The organism is Phycicoccus ginsengisoli, assembly GCF_054779295.1.
On the sequence record NZ_BAAGYN010000007.1, the window covers coordinates 142944 to 159919 of the forward strand.

13 protein-coding genes are annotated in these 16976 nt (G+C 72.7%); 7 read left to right on the forward strand and 6 right to left on the reverse strand.

Annotated features, from left to right (window positions below; all coding sequences use genetic code 11):
• Window positions 1–30: 30 nt before the first annotated feature.
• Window positions 31–1221, forward strand: a complete 1191-nt coding sequence (coaE, locus tag ACYVDO_RS13520) for a dephospho-CoA kinase (RefSeq protein WP_460936703.1) — start codon at window positions 31–33, stop codon at window positions 1219–1221.
• Here coaE and ACYVDO_RS13525 read toward each other — a convergent pair.
• Window positions 1193–2410: an MFS transporter gene (locus ACYVDO_RS13525; RefSeq protein ID WP_460936705.1), complete on the reverse strand. Its 1218-nt coding sequence runs from the start codon at window positions 2408–2410 to the stop codon at window positions 1193–1195. The two genes, coaE and ACYVDO_RS13525, sit on opposite strands and share 29 nt — an antisense overlap.
• 42 nt (window positions 2411–2452) lie before the next feature.
• Window positions 2453–3709 (reverse strand): MFS transporter, encoded by a 1257-nt coding sequence (locus ACYVDO_RS13530; protein ID WP_460936707.1) that lies wholly within the window; start codon window positions 3707–3709, stop codon window positions 2453–2455.
• 116 nt (window positions 3710–3825) lie between these two features.
• Here ACYVDO_RS13530 and uvrB point away from each other — a divergent pair, with 116 nt between their 5' ends.
• A complete protein-coding gene (gene uvrB / locus ACYVDO_RS13535; RefSeq protein ID WP_460936709.1) occupies window positions 3826–5934 on the forward strand; it encodes an excinuclease ABC subunit UvrB in 2109 nt (702 codons plus the stop codon).
• 222 nt (window positions 5935–6156) lie between these two features.
• Complete coding sequence (locus ACYVDO_RS13540) at window positions 6157–7170, forward strand: TerC family protein (RefSeq protein WP_460936867.1); 1014 nt, start codon at window positions 6157–6159, stop codon at window positions 7168–7170.
• On the opposite strand, the gene ACYVDO_RS13545 is transcribed toward ACYVDO_RS13540, so the two are convergent.
• Together ACYVDO_RS13545 and ACYVDO_RS13550 are read right to left on the reverse strand one after the other, a co-directional pair.
• Window positions 7159–8034: an EamA family transporter gene (locus ACYVDO_RS13545; protein WP_460936711.1), complete on the reverse strand. Its 876-nt coding sequence runs from the start codon at window positions 8032–8034 to the stop codon at window positions 7159–7161. The two genes, ACYVDO_RS13540 and ACYVDO_RS13545, sit on opposite strands and share 12 nt — an antisense overlap.
• 30 nt (window positions 8035–8064) lie before the next feature.
• Complete coding sequence (locus ACYVDO_RS13550; protein ID WP_460936713.1) at window positions 8065–8727, reverse strand: MBL fold metallo-hydrolase; 663 nt, start codon at window positions 8725–8727, stop codon at window positions 8065–8067.
• Between the two features lie 171 nt (window positions 8728–8898).
• On the opposite strand from ACYVDO_RS13550, the gene ACYVDO_RS13555 reads away from it, so the two are divergent.
• The 3 genes from ACYVDO_RS13555 (at window position 8899) to ACYVDO_RS13565 (ending at window position 10983) form a co-directional block, all read left to right on the forward strand.
• Window positions 8899–9609 (forward strand): sensor histidine kinase, encoded by a 711-nt coding sequence (locus ACYVDO_RS13555; protein ID WP_460936715.1) that lies wholly within the window; start codon window positions 8899–8901, stop codon window positions 9607–9609.
• Window positions 9537–10178 (forward strand): response regulator, encoded by a 642-nt coding sequence (locus ACYVDO_RS13560; protein WP_460936717.1) that lies wholly within the window; start codon window positions 9537–9539, stop codon window positions 10176–10178. The genes ACYVDO_RS13555 and ACYVDO_RS13560 overlap by 73 nt, the downstream gene beginning before the upstream one ends.
• A gap of 133 nt (window positions 10179–10311) precedes the next feature.
• A complete protein-coding gene (locus ACYVDO_RS13565; RefSeq protein WP_460936719.1) occupies window positions 10312–10983 on the forward strand; it encodes a response regulator transcription factor in 672 nt (223 codons plus the stop codon).
• Between the two features lie 61 nt (window positions 10984–11044).
• Here ACYVDO_RS13565 and ACYVDO_RS13570 read toward each other — a convergent pair whose 3' ends face one another.
• Together ACYVDO_RS13570 and ACYVDO_RS13575 are read right to left on the reverse strand one after the other, a co-directional pair.
• Window positions 11045–11740 (reverse strand): maleylpyruvate isomerase family mycothiol-dependent enzyme, encoded by a 696-nt coding sequence (locus ACYVDO_RS13570; protein ID WP_460936721.1) that lies wholly within the window; start codon window positions 11738–11740, stop codon window positions 11045–11047.
• 9 nt (window positions 11741–11749) lie between these two features.
• Window positions 11750–13678 carry a glycoside hydrolase family 15 protein gene (locus tag ACYVDO_RS13575; RefSeq protein WP_460936723.1) on the reverse strand — a complete coding sequence of 643 codons (1929 nt, stop codon included), beginning with the start codon at window positions 13676–13678 and terminating at the stop codon, window positions 11750–11752.
• A 124-nt stretch (window positions 13679–13802) separates the two neighbouring features.
• On the opposite strand from ACYVDO_RS13575, the gene uvrA reads away from it, so the two are divergent.
• Complete coding sequence (gene uvrA / locus ACYVDO_RS13580; protein ID WP_460936725.1) at window positions 13803–16874, forward strand: excinuclease ABC subunit UvrA; 3072 nt, start codon at window positions 13803–13805, stop codon at window positions 16872–16874.
• The last annotated feature ends 102 nt before the right edge of the window (window positions 16875–16976 follow it).

The following is a 16976-nucleotide window of genomic DNA, read 5'->3' on the forward strand; positions in this document are numbered from 1 at the left end:
CCGGTGGCGCCCGGACGATAGGGTCGGCGCATGCTGCGCGTAGGCCTCACCGGGGGCATCGGGTCCGGCAAATCGACTGTCGCGCAGAGGCTTTCGGAGCTCGGGGCGACCGTCATCGACGCAGACGTGCTGGCGCGCGAGGTCGTGGCGCCCGGGAGCGAGGGACTGGCCCTCGTCGTGGGGCGGTTCGGTGACCGGGTCCTGGCCGCGGACGGCGGGCTGGACCGTGCCGCACTCGGAGCCGTGGTCTTCGCCGACCCCGGGGCGCGCCGCGACCTCGAGGGGATCACCCACCCGCTGATCGCGCGCCGCACCGGCGAGCTGCTCGCAGCGGCCCCCGCCGATGCCGTGGTCGTGCACGACGTCCCCCTCCTCGTCGAGAAGCACATGGGCCCCGGCTACCACCTCGTCGTGGTCGTCGACGCCGACGAGGAGGTGCGGTTCGACCGGCTCGTGAGCGCCCGGGGCATGGACGTCGAGGACGCCCGGCGCCGAATCGCGGCCCAGGCTTCGGGGGCCGAACGCCACGCCGCGGCGGACGTGTGGCTGGACAACGGCGGGAGCGAGGCGCAGCTCGAGGGCGCCGTCGACCGGCTCTGGCACGACCGTCTGGTCCCGTTCGAGCGCAACGTGCGGACGGGGGTCCGCGCGGCCCGGTCCGACGAGCTGCGCCTCCTGCCGTCCGACCCGACCTGGCCGGCGCAGGCCGAGCGGCTCCTGGAAAGGATCCGGCTCGCGTTCGGCGACACCCTCGTCACGGCCGACCACGTCGGCAGCACCGCCGTCCCCGGGCTGATGGCCAAGGACGTCATCGACCTGCAGGTGGGTGTCGCCTCGCTGGGGGCCGCCGACGACCCCGCCCTCGTCCGGCGGCTGCAGGACTCCGGCTTCCCCCGCACCGGGCCCGTGGCCTTCGACAACGCCAAGGACGGGGCGGTCTGGGAGAAGCGCTTCCACGCGGGCGCCGACCCCGGGCGTCCCGCCCACGTCCACGTCCGCGAGGTCGGCAGCCCCGGGTGGCGCTGGGCGCTGGCCTTCCGCGACTGGCTGCGGTCCGACCCCTCGGCGCGCGAGGAGTATGCCGCCGAGAAGCGCCGGCTCGCGGCCACCGGGGTGGGCGTGGACGCCTACGCCGAGGCCAAGGAGCCCTGGTTCGACGCCGTGCACGCCCGGGTGGAGGACTGGGTGCGGCTCACCGGTTGGCGGCCGGGGCGCGACTGACCCCGGCGCCCGGGAGCGGCGCCTCGGAGCGCACCGGGACGAGGGGGAGTGCGACGGCGGCGAACGCAGCCGCACCGGCGAAGGCGGCGGCATACCCGAGCTGCTCCACCAGGGCTCCGGCGAGGGGTGGCACGAGGGAGGCGGCCAGGAACTGGCCGGTGTTCTGGATGCCGAGCGCGCGCCCGGACCAGAAGGGCCCGGCCCGCTCGGCCACGGCGGTGAAGGCCAGCCCGTTGTCGGCCACGGTCACGGTCGACGCCACCAGGAGGAGGAACGCGGCCACGGCCCAGCCGGCGGCAGCCGTGGCGCCCAGGGCGAGCATGGTCACGACGACGGAGACGGCGACCCAGCGCAGCGGCCGCATCCTGCTGCCGACCCGGTCGGACCAGGCGCCCGCCGCGATGCGCCCGAGAGCGCCCGCCACCTGCGTCGCCGCGACGAGGACGCCCGCCGACTCCGCCGACCAGCCCCGGTCGTCGACGAGCCAGGCCAGGCCGAACGTCCAGACGAGGAACTGCGGCACCACGAGCAGCATCGAGACACCGTGGACCCGGGCGAGGGTGCGGTCACCGCGGTAGGGGCTCGCGGTGTGCTCCACCGTCCGGGCGGGACGGGGCGGGTCGAGGACCACGGCGGCCACCGCGACGAGGGCGAGGAGGGCCGCGGCAGCGGGCACGAGGAGCGCCGACCGGACACCGTGGGCGTCCGCCAGGGGCGCCATCGTGACGGCGGCGACGCCCACGCCGAGGGGCTGGGCCATCTGCCGGATGCCCATCGCGAGGCCGCGTCGGCGCACCGGGAACCAGCCGACCACCACGCGACCGCTCGCCGCGTTGGCGGCACCCGCCGCCGCGCCGGCGAGCACCAGCCACGCCGCCCACCAGCCGACGCCCGACCCCCAGGCGGCCGCCAGCGAGCAGGCGCCCGCCGCGGCCAGCCCGGACAGCAGCGCGAGCCGCTCGCCCCGCCGGTCCACGAGCAGGCCCCAGGCGACGAGGGAGAGCATCACCCCGATGGTCGGCGCGGCTGCGACGAGACCGGCCGCGGGCAGCGACAGCCCACCTCGCCGGTGCAGGACGGGGATGAGGAAGGCCGGCCCGTGCAGGGCCACGGCCCCGGCGGCCTGCGCCGCCGTGCTGGCCGCCAGCATGGCCCAGCGGCGGGCGGTGCCGACGGTCGCCACGTCCATCCCGGCAGTCAACGCCCGGGGGGCAGGCGTCGCAGGGACGTCTCAGCCCGTGGCGGACAGGGCGCCGTAGCGCTCCCGGGTCCGCTGCGCCCAGGCGGTGGCGGGGCGCAGGGCGAGGGCGGCGCCGAGGACGAGGGCGGCCAGGACCAGCCAGCCCGGCCAGCCCCACTCGATGCACAGCAAAGTGATCAGGGTGGGCGCCACGACGTTGGAGAGCGAGAACCCGAGGCCGGCGAAGCCCTGGTACTGGCCCTGTCGCTCCTGCGGCGCCAGGCCCATCTGCACCCCCCACTGGCCACCGCTGGAGCGCATCTCGCCCACGACGTGCACTGCCGCCCCGACGACGAGGACCGCCGCGGCCCCGGCCGGACCCAGCCAGCCCGAGGTGGCGATGACGGCGAAGCCCGCGGCGATCCAGACGGCGCCGTGGACCATGGCCCGAGCCGACTCGGCCACGCCGTCGACCCCTCGCGTCATGCGCACCTGGAACAGCGTCACGGCCACGGTGTTGAGGACGAGCAGGGCGGCGACCATCGCGGTGGGGGCCCTGGTGTGCTGGCTGATCCACAGCGGGATGCCGACCTCCATCACCACGAAGTGCATCGCCACCACGCCCGTCAGCAGGGTCACGACGACGTACGGCGTGTCCCGCAGCACCGCGAGCCGCGGCTCGCCCACCTGCCGCGCGGGCGCCGGCGCGAGGTGGGGGAGGCGCAGGCTGACCAGGCCCGCGACGATGCCGGTGACGCCGTCGACGGCGAAGACGGCCAGGTAGGCCCACGGCCGGTCGATCCACAGCGCGATGCCGCCCAGCGCTGCGCCGAGCGAGATCGCCAGGTTGGTGACCGCCCGCAGGTAGGCCTTGAAGGCGACGCCCGAACCCCCGACGGCGATGCGGCCGATGTAGCCGTTGCGCACGGCGCCCCCGCCGTTCTGCAGCGCGGTGACGACGGCCAGGACCGCCGTGAGCGCCCAGAAGTCGCGCACCACGAGGAAGAGGAGCCCCACGGCGCCGAACGCTGCCGTGAGCAGGGACATGACCTCGCGCGGGCCGCGGACGTCGCCGAGGTGGCCGAGCGGGACCTGCGCCACCATGCCGACGACTGCCGCGACGGACAGGGCCACGCCGACCTGGGCGGCCGACAGACCCACCTCCCGGGTGAAGTACAGGGCGAAGGTGGTCAGGGTCGCCCCGGCCCCGGCCCGGTTGACGAAGGTGCCGAGGGCGAGCACGCGCAGGCGCGGGTCGACCGGTATGCCGCGGCGGGTGAGCGGTGGCGTCGTCGCCGGGGCGGGCACGGAGGACCTCCGGGTTTCGGGGAGCGGGGCGGGCACACGCTAGCGCGGGGGTGGGACAAGACCGCCCACGCAGGTGCGCGGGGTGCGGTGTCGGTGGCACGGCATACGGTGGATCCATGCGTCCCACGACCGACCTGCAGCGCACGGTGGCCCCGTTCGAGGTCGTCTCCGAGTTCCAGCCCGCCGGTGACCAGCCCGCCGCCATCGCCGACCTCTCCCGGCGGATCAGGGCGGGGGAGAAGGACACCGTCCTGCTCGGCGCCACGGGTACGGGCAAGTCCGCGACGACGGCCTGGCTGATCGAGCAGGTGCAGCGCCCCACCCTGGTGATGGCGCCGAACAAGACACTGGCCGCCCAGCTCGCCAACGAGTTCCGCGAGCTGCTGCCGCACAACGCGGTCGAGTACTTCGTCTCGTACTACGACTACTACCAGCCCGAGGCGTACATCCCGCAGACGGACACCTACATCGAGAAGGACTCCTCGATCAACGACGAGGTCGAGCGGCTGCGGCACAGCGCCACCAACTCGCTGCTGACCCGCCGCGACGTCGTCGTGGTCGCCTCGGTGTCCTGCATCTACGGCCTCGGCACCCCGCAGGAGTACGTCGACCGGATGGCCCGGCTCAAGGTCGGGCAGCAGGTCGACCGCGACGACCTGCTGCGGCGGTTCGTGCAGATGCAGTACACCCGTAACGACCTCGCGTTCACCCGCGGGACGTTCCGGGTGCGGGGCGACACGGTAGAGATCATCCCCGTGTACGAAGAGCTCGCGGTGCGCATCGAGTTCTTCGGCGACGAGATCGAGCGGATCTACACGCTCCACCCGATCAGCGGCGAGGTGATGCGCGAGGAGGAGGAGATGTACGTCTTCCCCGCCACGCACTACGTCGCCGGCCCCGAGCGGATGGAGCGGGCGATCCGGGGCATCGAGCTCGAGCTGGCCGACCGCCTGGCCGAGCTGGAGAAGCAGAACAAGCTGCTCGAGGCCCAGCGCCTGCGCATGCGCACCACGTACGACATCGAGATGATGCGCCAGGTCGGGTCGTGCTCGGGCATCGAGAACTACTCGATGCACATCGACGGCCGGGCCCGGGGCACCGCGCCCAACACGCTGCTCGACTACTTCCCCGAGGACTTCCTGCTCGTCATCGACGAGTCGCACGTCACCGTGCCGCAGATCGGCGCGATGTACGAGGGCGACATGTCGCGCAAGCGCATGCTCGTCGACCACGGCTTCCGGCTGCCGTCGGCGATGGACAACCGCCCGCTGAAGTGGGAGGAGTTCCTCGACCGGATCGGCCAGACCGTCTACCTCTCCGCCACCCCCGGCCCCTACGAGCTGGCCCAGGCGACGGGAGTGGTCGAGCAGATCATCCGGCCGACCGGGCTCATCGACCCCGAGGTCATCCTCAAGCCGACCAAGGGCCAGATCGACGACCTGCTGCACGAGATCGGCGAGCGCACGAAGAAGAACGAGCGCGTCCTCGTCACCACCCTGACCAAGAAGATGGCCGAGGACCTCACCGACTACCTCCTCGACAAGGGCGTGCGGGTCCGGTACCTCCACAGCGAGGTCGACACGCTCCGCCGGGTCGAGCTGCTGCGCGAGCTGCGGATGGGCGAGTACGACGTCCTGGTCGGCATCAACCTGCTCCGCGAGGGACTCGACCTGCCCGAGGTCTCGCTCGTGAGCATCCTCGACGCCGACAAGGAGGGCTTCCTGCGCTCGGCCCGGTCGCTCATCCAGACGATCGGTCGCGCGGCCCGCAACGTCTCCGGCCAGGTGCACATGTACGCCGACTCGGTCACCCCCTCCATGCAGGAGGCGATCGAGGAGACCCAGCGCCGGCGCGAGAAGCAGATCGCCTACAACACGGCGGCCGGCGTCGACCCCCAGCCGCTGCGCAAGAAGATCGCCGACATCACCGACCTGATCCAGCGCGAGGACGCCGACACCGAGGCCCTCATCGGGTCCGGCCGCAGCCAGTCCCGCGGCAAGTCCGGGCAGCGGGGTGGCCGCGGCACCGTCCAGGCCGACGCCGGGGTCGCCGCCGACCGGTTGCGCGGGCTGCCGGCCAACGACCTGGCCAACCTCATCCAGGAGCTGTCGACCCAGATGCACCAGGCGGCCGCCGACCTGCACTTCGAGCTCGCGGCGCGGCTGCGCGACGAGATCGGTGACCTCAAGAAGGAGCTGCGCCAGATGTCGGAGGCGACCAAGTAGGTCCCGCCGCGGAGTGGACTCGATTTGGGGCCGCCCCCGTGGTCTGGGAGACTGGTCGCACCATTCGGAGGGGAGTATCCCCATCGCGGTGTCCTCGTCATCACGGCCAACGGCCCGGGGCTCCGGTCCGCACCTCACGGGGCGGGAGAGACCTCCGGCCACCTCGTCGTGACCGGAGGACCCTTGACCGTGACCACACTCGCAGCGACCACCACCACGCAGATGGAGGTCGCCCCCTGGGTCTGGTACCTCACCATCGGCCTGATGGCGGCGGTGCTGCTCTTCGACATCTTCGTGGTGGCCCGCCGGCCGCACGTGCCGACCACGAAGGAGGTCAGCCTCGCGCTGGCCGTCTACGTGGGCGCGGCCCTGGTCTTCGGCCTCGGCGTGTGGTGGTTCACCCACGACCAGGCCGGCGCGAAGTTCATGACCGAGTACTACGCGGGCTGGCTCACCGAGTACTCGCTGTCGGTCGACAACCTCTTCATCTTCCTGCTGATCATGGCGCGGTTCGCCGTGCCCGAGAAGCTGCAGCAGACCGCCCTGCTCGTCGGAATCGTCATCGCCATCGTCCTGCGCGGCATCTTCATCGCCGTCGGCGCGGCCGCCATCAACCAGTTCTCCTGGGTCTTCTACATCTTCGGCGCTTTCCTCATCTACACCGCGGTCAAGCTCGCCAGGGAGAACGCCGACGACGACGAGGAGTACGAGGAGAACGGCTTCATGCGCTGGGTGGAGCGGCGCTTCCCCGCCACCAAGGAGTACGACGGGCCGAAGCTCTTCACCAAGGTCGACGGCAAGAAGCTCGCCACCCCCATGTTCATCGTCATCGTGGCGCTGGGCACGACCGACCTGCTCTTCGCCCTCGACTCCATCCCGGCAATCTACGGCCTCACCAAGGAGCCGTACCTCGTCCTCACCGCCAACCTGTTCGCCCTGATGGGCCTGCGGCAGCTCTACTTCCTCATCGGCGGCCTGCTCAAGAAGCTCGTCTACCTCAGCCTGGGCCTGGCCGTGCTGCTCGCGTTCATCGGCGTCAAGCTGGTGCTGCACGCCCTGCACGAGAACGAGCTGCCGTTCATCAACGGCGGCCGGCACGTGGAGGCAGCCCCGGACATCCCCATCTCGGTGTCGCTCGGCGCCATCGTCGTCATCCTCGGCGTGACCACCGTCGCGAGCCTGTGGAAGACGCGGCGCGACGACCGGGACCGCGAGGTCGAGCGCTCAGCCCCCTGAGGCGGCCGGGTCGCGCGGCTGGCCGGCGGAGCCCATCACCAGGGCGCTGGCCAGCACGACGAGGGCCATGCCGGCGAGCTGGCCGGGGTGCAGCCGCTGGTCCAGGACGAGGAGCCCGGCCAGGGCAGCGGCAGCGGGTTCGAGGCTGAGCAGGATCCCGAAGGTCCGAGGGCTCAGGTGCCGCAGGGCGGCCAACTCGAGGGAGTACGGCAGGACCGAGGACAGCACGGCGATGCCCAGGCCCTTGAGCACCGCCTCACCGGTCCACTGCGGCACCGACGCGGCGCCGAACGGCAGTCCCACGAGCAGGGCCACCGCCATGGCCAGGGCGAGGCCCTCGAGCCCGACGAACTCGCGGCCGGCGTGCCGGCTCGCGACGATGTAGGCCGCCCAGCAGGCACCCGCGACGGCGGCCAGTCCCAGCCCCGTCCACTCGAGCTGCTGCCACGGCGTGTCGAGGGCCTCGGAGATGAGGACCACCCCGACGGCCGCGGCGCCGACGGCGGCGAGGTCGCGTGCTCGCCTGGACAGGACGGTGGCGAGGGTGAGGGGGCCCAGGAACTCGACGGTCACCGCGACGCCGATCGGCAGGTGCGCCAGCGAGGCGTAGAAGGCCAGGTTCATCAGGCCGAGGGCCAGGCCGAACCCGAGCACCACGCGCCAGGCGCGCCGGGAGTGTCCCCTCAGCCTCGGCCGGGCCAGCACCCCGAGGATCGCGGCAGCGAACAGCAGCCGCAGGGTGACCGAGCCGCCCGCCCCGATCCGGGGCACGAGCGTGGCCGCCAGGGCACCCCCGAGCTGGACCGACGCGATCGCCGCCAGCACCAGCAGCAGCGGGGATGCGGGTGGCTGGCGGGGCGTCACAACCGGCGACTCTAGTGAGCCTGCCGGCGGTCACCAGCCCCGGGCGCGCCACTCCGGCAGGTGCGGCCGCTCGGCCCCGAGCGTGGTGCTCGGGCCGTGGCCCGGCCAGACCACCGTGTCGTCGTCGTAGACGTCGAACACGCGGGTGGTGACGTCCTCGATGAGCGAGTCGAAGCTCTGGCCGGGGTTCTTCGTGTTGCCGACGCCGCCGGGGAAGAGCGAGTCACCGGTGAGGAGCTGAGTGGGCCCCTGCGGGTCGCGGTAGGCCAGGGCGACCGACCCCGGGGTGTGCCCCCGCAGGTGCACCACCTCCAGCTCCACGTCACCGACGCGGACGACGTCGCCCTGGGACAGCATCCGGTCCTGGCGCACCGGCATACCCCCGGCGTCGTCGGCGCCGCACGCGGTGGACGCGCCGGTCGCAGCCACGACCGCGGCGAGGGCCCGGTGGTGGTCCCAGTGCTGGTGGGTGGTCACGACGGTGCGCAGGTCCCCGCCCGCCTGCGCCACGAGCCGGAGCAGCCGCTCGGCCTCGTCGGCGGCGTCGACGAGCAGCATCTGGCCGGTGCTCGAGCAGCGCAGGAGGTAGGCGTTGTTGTCCATCGCGGAGACCGGAGCCCGCCACATCGTGAGACCGCCCCACGTGTGGTGCTCCTCGGCTCGGCCCGGTACGTCGTCGCTGGTCATCGCCATGGGACGCATTCTCCTCCCACGCGAGGCAAGCGGGGGAAATCAGTGGTATCGCCTAGTCCCGATTGACTATTGCTGCTCCTCTTTCCGGCGTCCTACTTTTGAGCGGTCGCGAAGCCGATCGGGGCGCACAGGGGGTGCCTGTCCCGGGCTCGCGGGTTGTGAGGGAAGCACATGACTGCAGTGGTTCAGGAGGTCCAGCGCCCAGTCGCTGGAGGGGAGATCGACACCGTTCGAGCGTTGCTGCACGACCTGCGGCAGCCGCTGGCGGCCATCCTGCTGATGGCCGGCACGGAGGGGGGAGACACGACCCGCAAGTTCGACGTCATCGCCGGGCAGGCACGCTGGCTCGCCGAGCTGGTCGAGGCCAGCCTCGGCGGCGGTGCGACCGACGCGGTCGTCGCCACGGACGTCGCCGAGGTGGCGGCCCACGGCGTCGAGCGCGCGCGGGCGACCGCGGCGTGCGAGATCGAGCTCGTCGGGGACGGGGTGGCGTGCGCGTCGGCCCGGCCGGTCGCGCTCAGCAGGGCCCTGGCCTGCGTGCTCGACAACGCCGTCCGTGCGGCCGGCGACGGTGGGCACGTGCGCGTCGAGGTCCAGCAGGACGCCCTGGGCGTGCGCCTCAGGGTGGTCGACGACGGACCGGGCCTGGGGAAGATCACGTCGCGCACGTCGCTCGGCCTGACGACGACGCGGGCCATGGTCGCGTCGTGCGGCGGGTCGTTCGAGATCCGTGGGGGCGCGGGTGGCGGTGTCGAGGCCGAGATCAGGCTCGCCCCGCGGGCCCTGAGGTCGGTGGCCTCATTAGGATCGTGGTCTGTGACGACCACCTGCTCCTGCTCGAGGCCCTCGGCCTCGCCCTGGGGGCACGTGGGCACGAGGTGATGGCGCTCGCCGAGACGCCGGACGACGCGGTCGAGGCCGTGGCGCAGCACCACCCGGACGTCTGCCTGCTCGACGTCAACTTCCCCGGCGGCACCTCGCTCGCCGCGATCCACCAGATCCGTGAGCTGTCGCCGACGACCAAGGTCGTGATGCTCTCCGCGGAGGCCGACCACGCCATCGTGGGCCGGGCCATCGCCGAGGGCGCCTCGGGGTACGTCGGCAAGGAGAAGCCGATCGTCGAGATCGTGGAGATGCTGGACCGTGCGGTCCGCGGCCAGCTCGCCGTCGAGCCGTCCCTACTGCAGCGCGCGCTGCGCCCGCAGAAGTCCTCCGACTACCCGCTGTGGGCGCTGCAGTTCCTCACCGACCGGGAGTGGCAGGTGATGCGGTGCATCATGGACGGCCAGACCACCGAGGAGATGGCCACGTCGCTGGGGGTGCAGCGCAGCACCGCTCGCACGCACGTGCAGAACCTGCTGACCAAGCTGGGGGTCCACTCGCGCCTGCAGGCCGCCGCGCTCATCTCGGCCCACGGGTCGCAGGAGACGTGGCCGGCGCACCTGCGCTGAGACCCGGGGAGGATCCGGGCTCGAGGGTGACGGCCCGCCTGCATCGCAGGCGGGCCGTCACCCTTTTGTCGTAGCAGCCTCTCCAGCACGGGCCGGTTACCGCCGACCGGCCCGGCACGGGAGCCTTGTGCGCATGCCGTCGCCGATCCGCGTCGTCCTCGTCGACGACCACGAGGTGTTCGTCGACGCCCTTGCCCTGTGTCTGGGAGACCACCTGGACCTGCTGGTGGTGGGTGCCGCGACCAGCCTGAGCTCCGCCCTGCGTCTCGTGGGGGACGTCGACTTCGACGTGCTCGTCCTCGACCTCGGCCTCGCCGGCGAGGACGGGCTGGAGGTGGCCCGGCACGTCCTGCGCACCCGGCCCACGGCGGGGATCCTCGTGGCGACCGGGGCGGAGTCCGACGGACGCGTGGTCGAGGCCGTGCAGCTGGGGGTGCGCGGCTGGCTCCCCAAGACGGTGACCGCCGACACGCTGGCCGACGCCGTGCGCGGCGTGGCCCGGGGGGAGACGCGGATCCCGGCGGACCTGCTCGCCCAGGTGCTCGTGGGGATGTCGCGGGGCGCCCAGCCCCAGCTGGAGAACCTCCAGGGCGTGGGCGAGCTGACGGCCCGTGAGCTCGAGGTGCTCTCCTGCCTCGTCGAGGGGCTGACCCGGACCGAGATCGGCGAGCTGCTGCACGTGTCGCCCAACACCGTGCGCACGCACGTCCAGAGCATCCTGCACAAGCTCAAGGTGCACTCGGCGCTGGCCGCCGTGGCCATCGCCCGCCGGGCCGGGATCACCGGTGCCCGGGTGACCGCCTGACGGCGCGGGACCACCTGACGGCACGCGACCGCGTCACCACGGCACGAGGCGCGGCGCAGCCTCAGGAGCCGCGCGGCAGCTCCGGGAGCCGGTCGGACCGCACCCCGCTGGGGTCGCGACGGGCGAGCCACAGCAGCAGGCCGCCGAGCGGTCCGCTGACCTCGGCCCGGTCGGCACCGTCCGGCCCGAGCAGCCAGGTGTCGCCCTCGTCGCTGCGCAGGGACAGGGCCAGCCCGGGCGCCGCGGCGCCCAGGCGGGCCACCCCGTCGGCGACGAAGCGGCGGGTCAGCTCCGGCTCCACGTCGGCGAAGCCGAAGCCCGCCGCGAGGTCGACGTGGTGGAACACGACCTCGCGCAGCCGCAGGGTCGGCAGGACGTCGGGTGACACCGCCAGCCCGCCCCGCATCTCCACGTGGTCCACGGCGCGGGGGGCTGTGGCGAGCCGGTCCAGGACCGGCGTCAGAGCGTCGGCCGTGGTCCGCACGTCGGCCACCAGCTCGGGCACGGACCGCGCCGCGCCGGCCTCGATCTCGGCGTCCCGGGCCCGGGTCCCGCCGGGGTACATCTCGCGCCGCGTCCCGTCCAGGGCCCACTGCGCCAACCGGTCGATGGCCTCCGCGTTGCGGGCGACGTGCGTCAGGACGTGGCCGCGCGTCCAGCCGTCGCAGAGCGAGGCGGCGCCGGGGTCGTCGAGCGAGGATGCCGTGGCGAGCAGGCGGTCGGTGTGGGCGGCCAGGGCGGCGAGGTCGGACTCCATGCCCGCAGGCTAGGAGCCCGGGCCGCTGCGCGCACCGTGTGCGTCGGGATCGGCGCCCGCCGCCTCCGGCGTGCCCTCCCCGCCGACCCGGGCGCCGACCGCCGGCTCGGGGGTGACCGGGTCGGACGGCGCGTCGCTGCCCGAGGTCCGGCTGGCCGCCGCGAGGGCGTGCGCCGCCCCGATGAAGGCGAGGTGGGAGAACGCCTGGGGGAAGTTGCCGACCATGCGCGCGTTCGCGGGGTCGTACTCCTCGGAGACCAGCCCCACGTCGTTGAACAGGGTGACGAGGCGGTCCATCAGGGCGGTGGCCTTGGCGACCTGGCCGCTCACGGCATACGCGCTCACGAGCCACCACGAGCAGGCCAGGAAGGGGTGCTCGTCCCCCGCGAGGCCGTCGACCCCGCTCTGGGTGCGGTAGCGCAGGAGGAAGCCGTCGCGCACGAGGTCCTCCTCCACGGCGGCGATGGTGCCCAGGACCCGCGGGTCGTCGGCCGGCAGGAAGTCCACGAGGGGGATCAGCAGCAGCGAGGCGTCGACCTCCCTGGTGTCGTAGTGCTGGGTGAAGGTGCCGCGCTCGGCGTCGTACCCCTTCTCGAGGATCTCCTCACGCACCCGGTCGCGCAGGTCGCGCCACTGCTCCACGGGTCCCTCGAGCCCCCACTCCTCGACGCCCCGCACGGCCCGGTCGAGCGCGGCCCAGACCATGACCCGCGAGTGCGTGAAGTGCCGCCGGGGGCCGCGGATCTCCCACAGCCCGTTGTCGGGGGCGTCCCAGTGCCGGGCCAGCTCGTCGACGAGGACGCGCTGCACGGCCCACGCCTGGGGCAGGAACTCCAGGCCGCGCCGGCGCGCCTCGTCCAGCGCGATCATCACCTCGCCGAGCACGTCGGACTGCCGCTGCCCGACGGCGCCGTTGCCGACCCGGACGGGCGTCGAGTCGGCGTACCCGGGCAGGTGGTCCAGGGTGCGCTCCGGCAGCCGCCTGGCCCCGTCGACGGCATACATGATCTGCAGGTCCTCGGGGTCGCCGGCGACGGCCCGCACGAGCCAGTTGCGCCACAGGCGCGCCTCCTCGACGTACCCGGAGGCCAGCAGGGCCTCCAGGGTCAGGGAGGCGTCACGCAGCCAGCAGTAGCGGTAGTCCCAGTTCCGCTCCCCGCCGAAGTCCTCGGGGAGGCTGGTCGTGGGGGCTGCCACGATGCCGCCGAAGCGCGAGTGCGTCAGCGCCCGCAGGGTCAGCAGGGACCGCACGACGAGGTCGTGGTGGGGCCCCTCGTAGTCGCACCGCGAGGCCCACTGGGTCGAGACCCGCACGGTCTCCTCGATCCGGCTGTCGATGTCGAGCGGGGGCGGGACCGGCTCGTAGGACGGGAACCAGGTGGTCGAGAACGTGTGGGTCTCGCCCGCCCGCACCTCGAACTCGTCGACGTGCCGGCCGCCCTCGGCGCGGGGGAGCCGCGTGCCGCGCAGCACGAGCATGTCGGGGCCGGCGACCGCCCGGATGACGTCGCCGTCGAGGCGGTGACCCGTCCCGTGCGAGACCCAGGGCCGGACCTGGCCGTACTCGAACCGGACCACCCACTCGTGCCGCATCGCCACGACGCCGTGCAGGCCCTCGACGCTGCGGATGATGTCGGCCCGTCCGTCGCCGATCGGCATCAGGTCGGTGACCCTGACCGCCCCCGTCCGCGTCTCGTGCACGGTCTCGAGCACGAACGAGTGGTCCAGGTAGCGGCGGGTGCTGCGGGCCTCGTCCCGGGGCCCGAGCAGCCACCGCCCGTGCTCGGGGGTGCCGAGCAGGGCGGCGAAGCAGGCGGGGGAGTCGAACCGGGGCAGGCACAGCCAGTCGATCGACCCCTCCCGGCTCACCAGGGCCGCGGTCTCGGCGTCGCCGAGGAGCGCGTACTCCTCGATGGGCGTGCTGGAGTGGCCTGGCATGCGGCGACTGTATGCCGGGTGCCGACGGCCCCGCACGCGGGCGGGCGGGGGAGGGGGAGGGCGGGTGAGGGCGGGTGAGGGCGGGTGAGGGCTCCGGCGGGCGATGTCGGTGGCCCCACCTACGATGGACACCGTGACTTCTGCCCTGCCCGCACGCCGTCCGACGCACGACCAGCTCATCGTCCGTGGGGCCCGCGAGCACAACCTCCGCGACGTCTCGATCGAGCTGCCCCGCGACTCGATGATCGTCTTCACGGGGCTCTCGGGCTCCGGCAAGTCCTCGTTGGCGTTCGACACGATCTTCGCCGAGGGCCAGCGTCGCTACGTCGAGTCCCTCTCCGCGTACGCCCGCCAGTTCCTCGGCCAGATGGACAAGCCGGACGTCGACTTCATCGAGGGCCTGTCGCCGGCCGTCTCGATCGACCAGAAGTCGACCAACCGCAACCCGCGGTCCACCGTGGGCACCATCACGGAGGTCTACGACTACCTCCGACTGCTGTTCGCCCGCGCCGGTCGACCGCACTGCCCCGTCTGCGGCGAGCCGATCACCCGGCAGAGCCCGCAGCAGATCGTCGACCGCCTGCTCGAGCTGCCCGAGCGCACCCGCTTCCAGGTGCTGGCGCCAGTGGTGCGGGCGCGCAAGGGCGAGTACGTCGACCTGTTCGCCGAGCTGCAGACCAAGGGCTTCTCGCGGGCGCGGGTCGACGGTGACGTCGTCTCGCTGACCGACCCGCCGAAGCTCGAGAAGCAGGTCAAGCACACCATCGACGTCGTCGTCGACCGGCTCGTGGCCAAGGGCGACGACGCCGGGTCCAAGCGCCGGCTCACCGACTCGGTCGAGACCGCCCTGTCGCTGGCCGGGGGCGTGCTCGTGGTCGAGTTCGTCGACCGCGACGCCGACGACCCCGAGCGGGAGCGTCGCTTCTCCGAGAAGATGGCCTGCCCCAACGACCACCCGCTGTCGATGGACGAGGTGGAGCCCCGCTCGTTCTCGTTCAACAGCCCGTTCGGTGCCTGCCCCAAGTGCACCGGCCTGGGCACCGAGCTCGAGGTCGACCCCGAGCTGCTGGTGCCCGACGAGGACCTCTCCCTGGCCGAGGGCGCGATCGCGCCGTGGGCCCAGGGGAGCGGCTCGGCGGAGTACTTCCAGCGGGTCATGACGGCGCTGTCGGAGGACCTCAGGTTCTCGATGGACGCCCCGTGGCACTCGCTACCGGCCCGCGCCCGGGAGGCGCTGCTGCACGGCCAGAACTACAAGGTGCACGTCCGCTACCGCAACCGCTACGGCCGGGAGCGCTCGTACACCACGGGGTTCGAGGGCGTCGTCCCGTTCGTCCGCCGCCGGCACTCCGAGACGGACTCGGAGTGGAGCCGCGAGCGGTACGAGGGGTACATGCGCGAGGTGCCGTGCCCCGAGTGCGGCGGCGCGCGGCTCAAGCCGGAGTCGCTTGCCGTGCTGCTCGGCGGCAAGTCGATCTCGGCGGTCTGTGCCCTCGCGATCGCCGACTGCGCGACCTTCCTCAAGGAGGTCGACTTCACCCCGCGCGAGCGGCAGATCGCCGAGCGCGTCATCAAGGAGATCGAGGCGCGCCTCGGCTTCCTGCTCGACGTCGGCCTCGACTACCTCTCGCTCGACCGGCCGGCCGGGACCCTGTCCGGTGGCGAGGCGCAGCGCATCCGGCTGGCCACCCAGATCGGGTCGGGCCTCGTGGGCGTCCTCTACGTCCTCGACGAGCCGAGCATCGGGCTGCACCAGCGCGACAACCACCGCCTGATCGAGACCCTCACCCGGCTGCGCGACCTCGGCAACACGCTCATCGTCGTCGAGCACGACGAGGACACCATCGCCACGGCGGACTGGGTCGTCGACATCGGCCCGGGTGCGGGGGAGCACGGCGGCGTCGTCGTGCACTCCGGCACGGTCAAGGGCCTGCTGGAGCACCCGGACTCGCTCACCGGCAAGTACCTCTCGGGGCGGCTCGAGATCCCCACCCCGGAGGTGCGCCGGCCGCGCGAGAAGGGCCGCGAGGTCAAGGTCGTCGGGGCGCGCGAGCACAACCTCCAGGGCGTCGACGTGTCGTTCCCGCTCGGCACCCTCACCGCGGTCACGGGCGTCTCCGGCTCGGGCAAGTCGACGATGGTCAACGACATCCTCTACAACGTCCTGGCCAACAAGCTCAACGGCGCCCGCCACGTGCCCGGCCGGCACAAGACGGTCACGGGACTGCAGCACCTCGACAAGGTCGTCCACGTCGACCAGAGCCCGATCGGCCGCACCCCGCGGTCCAACCCGGCGACGTACACCGGCGTGTTCGACGCGATCCGCAAGCTGTTCGCGACGACGACCGAGGCCAAGATCCGCGGCTACCAGCCGGGCCGGTTCTCGTTCAACGTCAAGGGCGGACGCTGCGACGCGTGCTCCGGCGACGGCACCATCAAGATCGAGATGAACTTCCTCCCGGACGTCTACGTCCCGTGCGAGGTCTGCCACGGCGCCCGGTACAACCGGGAGACGCTCGAGGTGCACTTCAAGGGCAAGACGATCGCCGACGTCCTCGACATGCCGATCGAGGAGGCCGCCGAGTTCTTCGCCGCGGTGCCCGGCATCGCCCGGCACATGAAGACCCTCAACGACGTGGGGCTGGGCTACGTCCGGCTCGGCCAGCCCGCACCGACCCTGTCCGGTGGCGAGGCCCAGCGCGTCAAGCTCGCCTCCGAGCTGCAGAAGCGGTCGACGGGCCGGACCATCTACGTCCTGGACGAGCCGACGACCGGCCTGCACTTCGAGGACATCCGCAAGCTGCTGCTCGTCCTGCAGGGCCTGGTCGACAAGGGCAACACGGTCATCGTCATCGAGCACAACCTCGACGTCATCAAGAACGCCGACTGGATCATCGACATGGGTCCCGAGGGCGGCCACGGTGGCGGCAAGGTCATCGCCGAGGGCACGCCCGAGCAGGTCGCGCAGGTCGAGGACAGCCACACCGGCCGCTTCCTCGCGCCCGTCCTGGCCAAGAGTGCACGCACCGTGACGAGGCCGACCGGCAGCCGGGCGACGAAGAAGACGGCCGCGGCCTCGGCGGCGACCAAGCGCACGGCGACGCGGACCACCGCCAGCACCGCGAAGGCCGCTCCGGCGAAGAAGGCCGCTCCGGCCAAGTCTGCGGCGCGGAAGACTCCTCGCTCGACCCGTTGATTCCCCACTTGTTGCCACGTGGTGGTCACCGCGCTCGTCTTGGGCGTGCTTGGTGACCATCTGCTGGCAACAAGTGGAGGGGTAGGGCAGACGGAACGGCCC

Bases quoted from the DNA above. Each gene is read 5' to 3' on its own strand.
- coaE (WP_460936703.1), top strand. From the start codon at position 31: ATGCTGCGCGTAGGCCTCACCGGGGGCATCGGGTCCGGCAAATCGACT.
- ACYVDO_RS13525 (WP_460936705.1), bottom strand. From the start codon at position 2,410: ATGGACGTGGCGACCGTCGGCACCGCCCGCCGCTGGGCCATGCTGGCG.
- uvrB (WP_460936709.1), top strand. From the start codon at position 3,826: ATGCGTCCCACGACCGACCTGCAGCGCACGGTGGCCCCGTTCGAGGTC.
- ACYVDO_RS13540 (WP_460936867.1), top strand. From the start codon at position 6,157: ATGGAGGTCGCCCCCTGGGTCTGGTACCTCACCATCGGCCTGATGGCG.
- ACYVDO_RS13550 (WP_460936713.1), bottom strand. From the start codon at position 8,727: ATGGCGATGACCAGCGACGACGTACCGGGCCGAGCCGAGGAGCACCAC.
- ACYVDO_RS13555 (WP_460936715.1), top strand. From the start codon at position 8,899: ATGACTGCAGTGGTTCAGGAGGTCCAGCGCCCAGTCGCTGGAGGGGAG.
- ACYVDO_RS13565 (WP_460936719.1), top strand. From the start codon at position 10,312: ATGCCGTCGCCGATCCGCGTCGTCCTCGTCGACGACCACGAGGTGTTC.
- ACYVDO_RS13570 (WP_460936721.1), bottom strand. From the start codon at position 11,740: ATGGAGTCCGACCTCGCCGCCCTGGCCGCCCACACCGACCGCCTGCTC.
- ACYVDO_RS13575 (WP_460936723.1), bottom strand. From the start codon at position 13,678: ATGCCAGGCCACTCCAGCACGCCCATCGAGGAGTACGCGCTCCTCGGC.
- uvrA (WP_460936725.1), top strand. From the start codon at position 13,803: ATGGACACCGTGACTTCTGCCCTGCCCGCACGCCGTCCGACGCACGAC.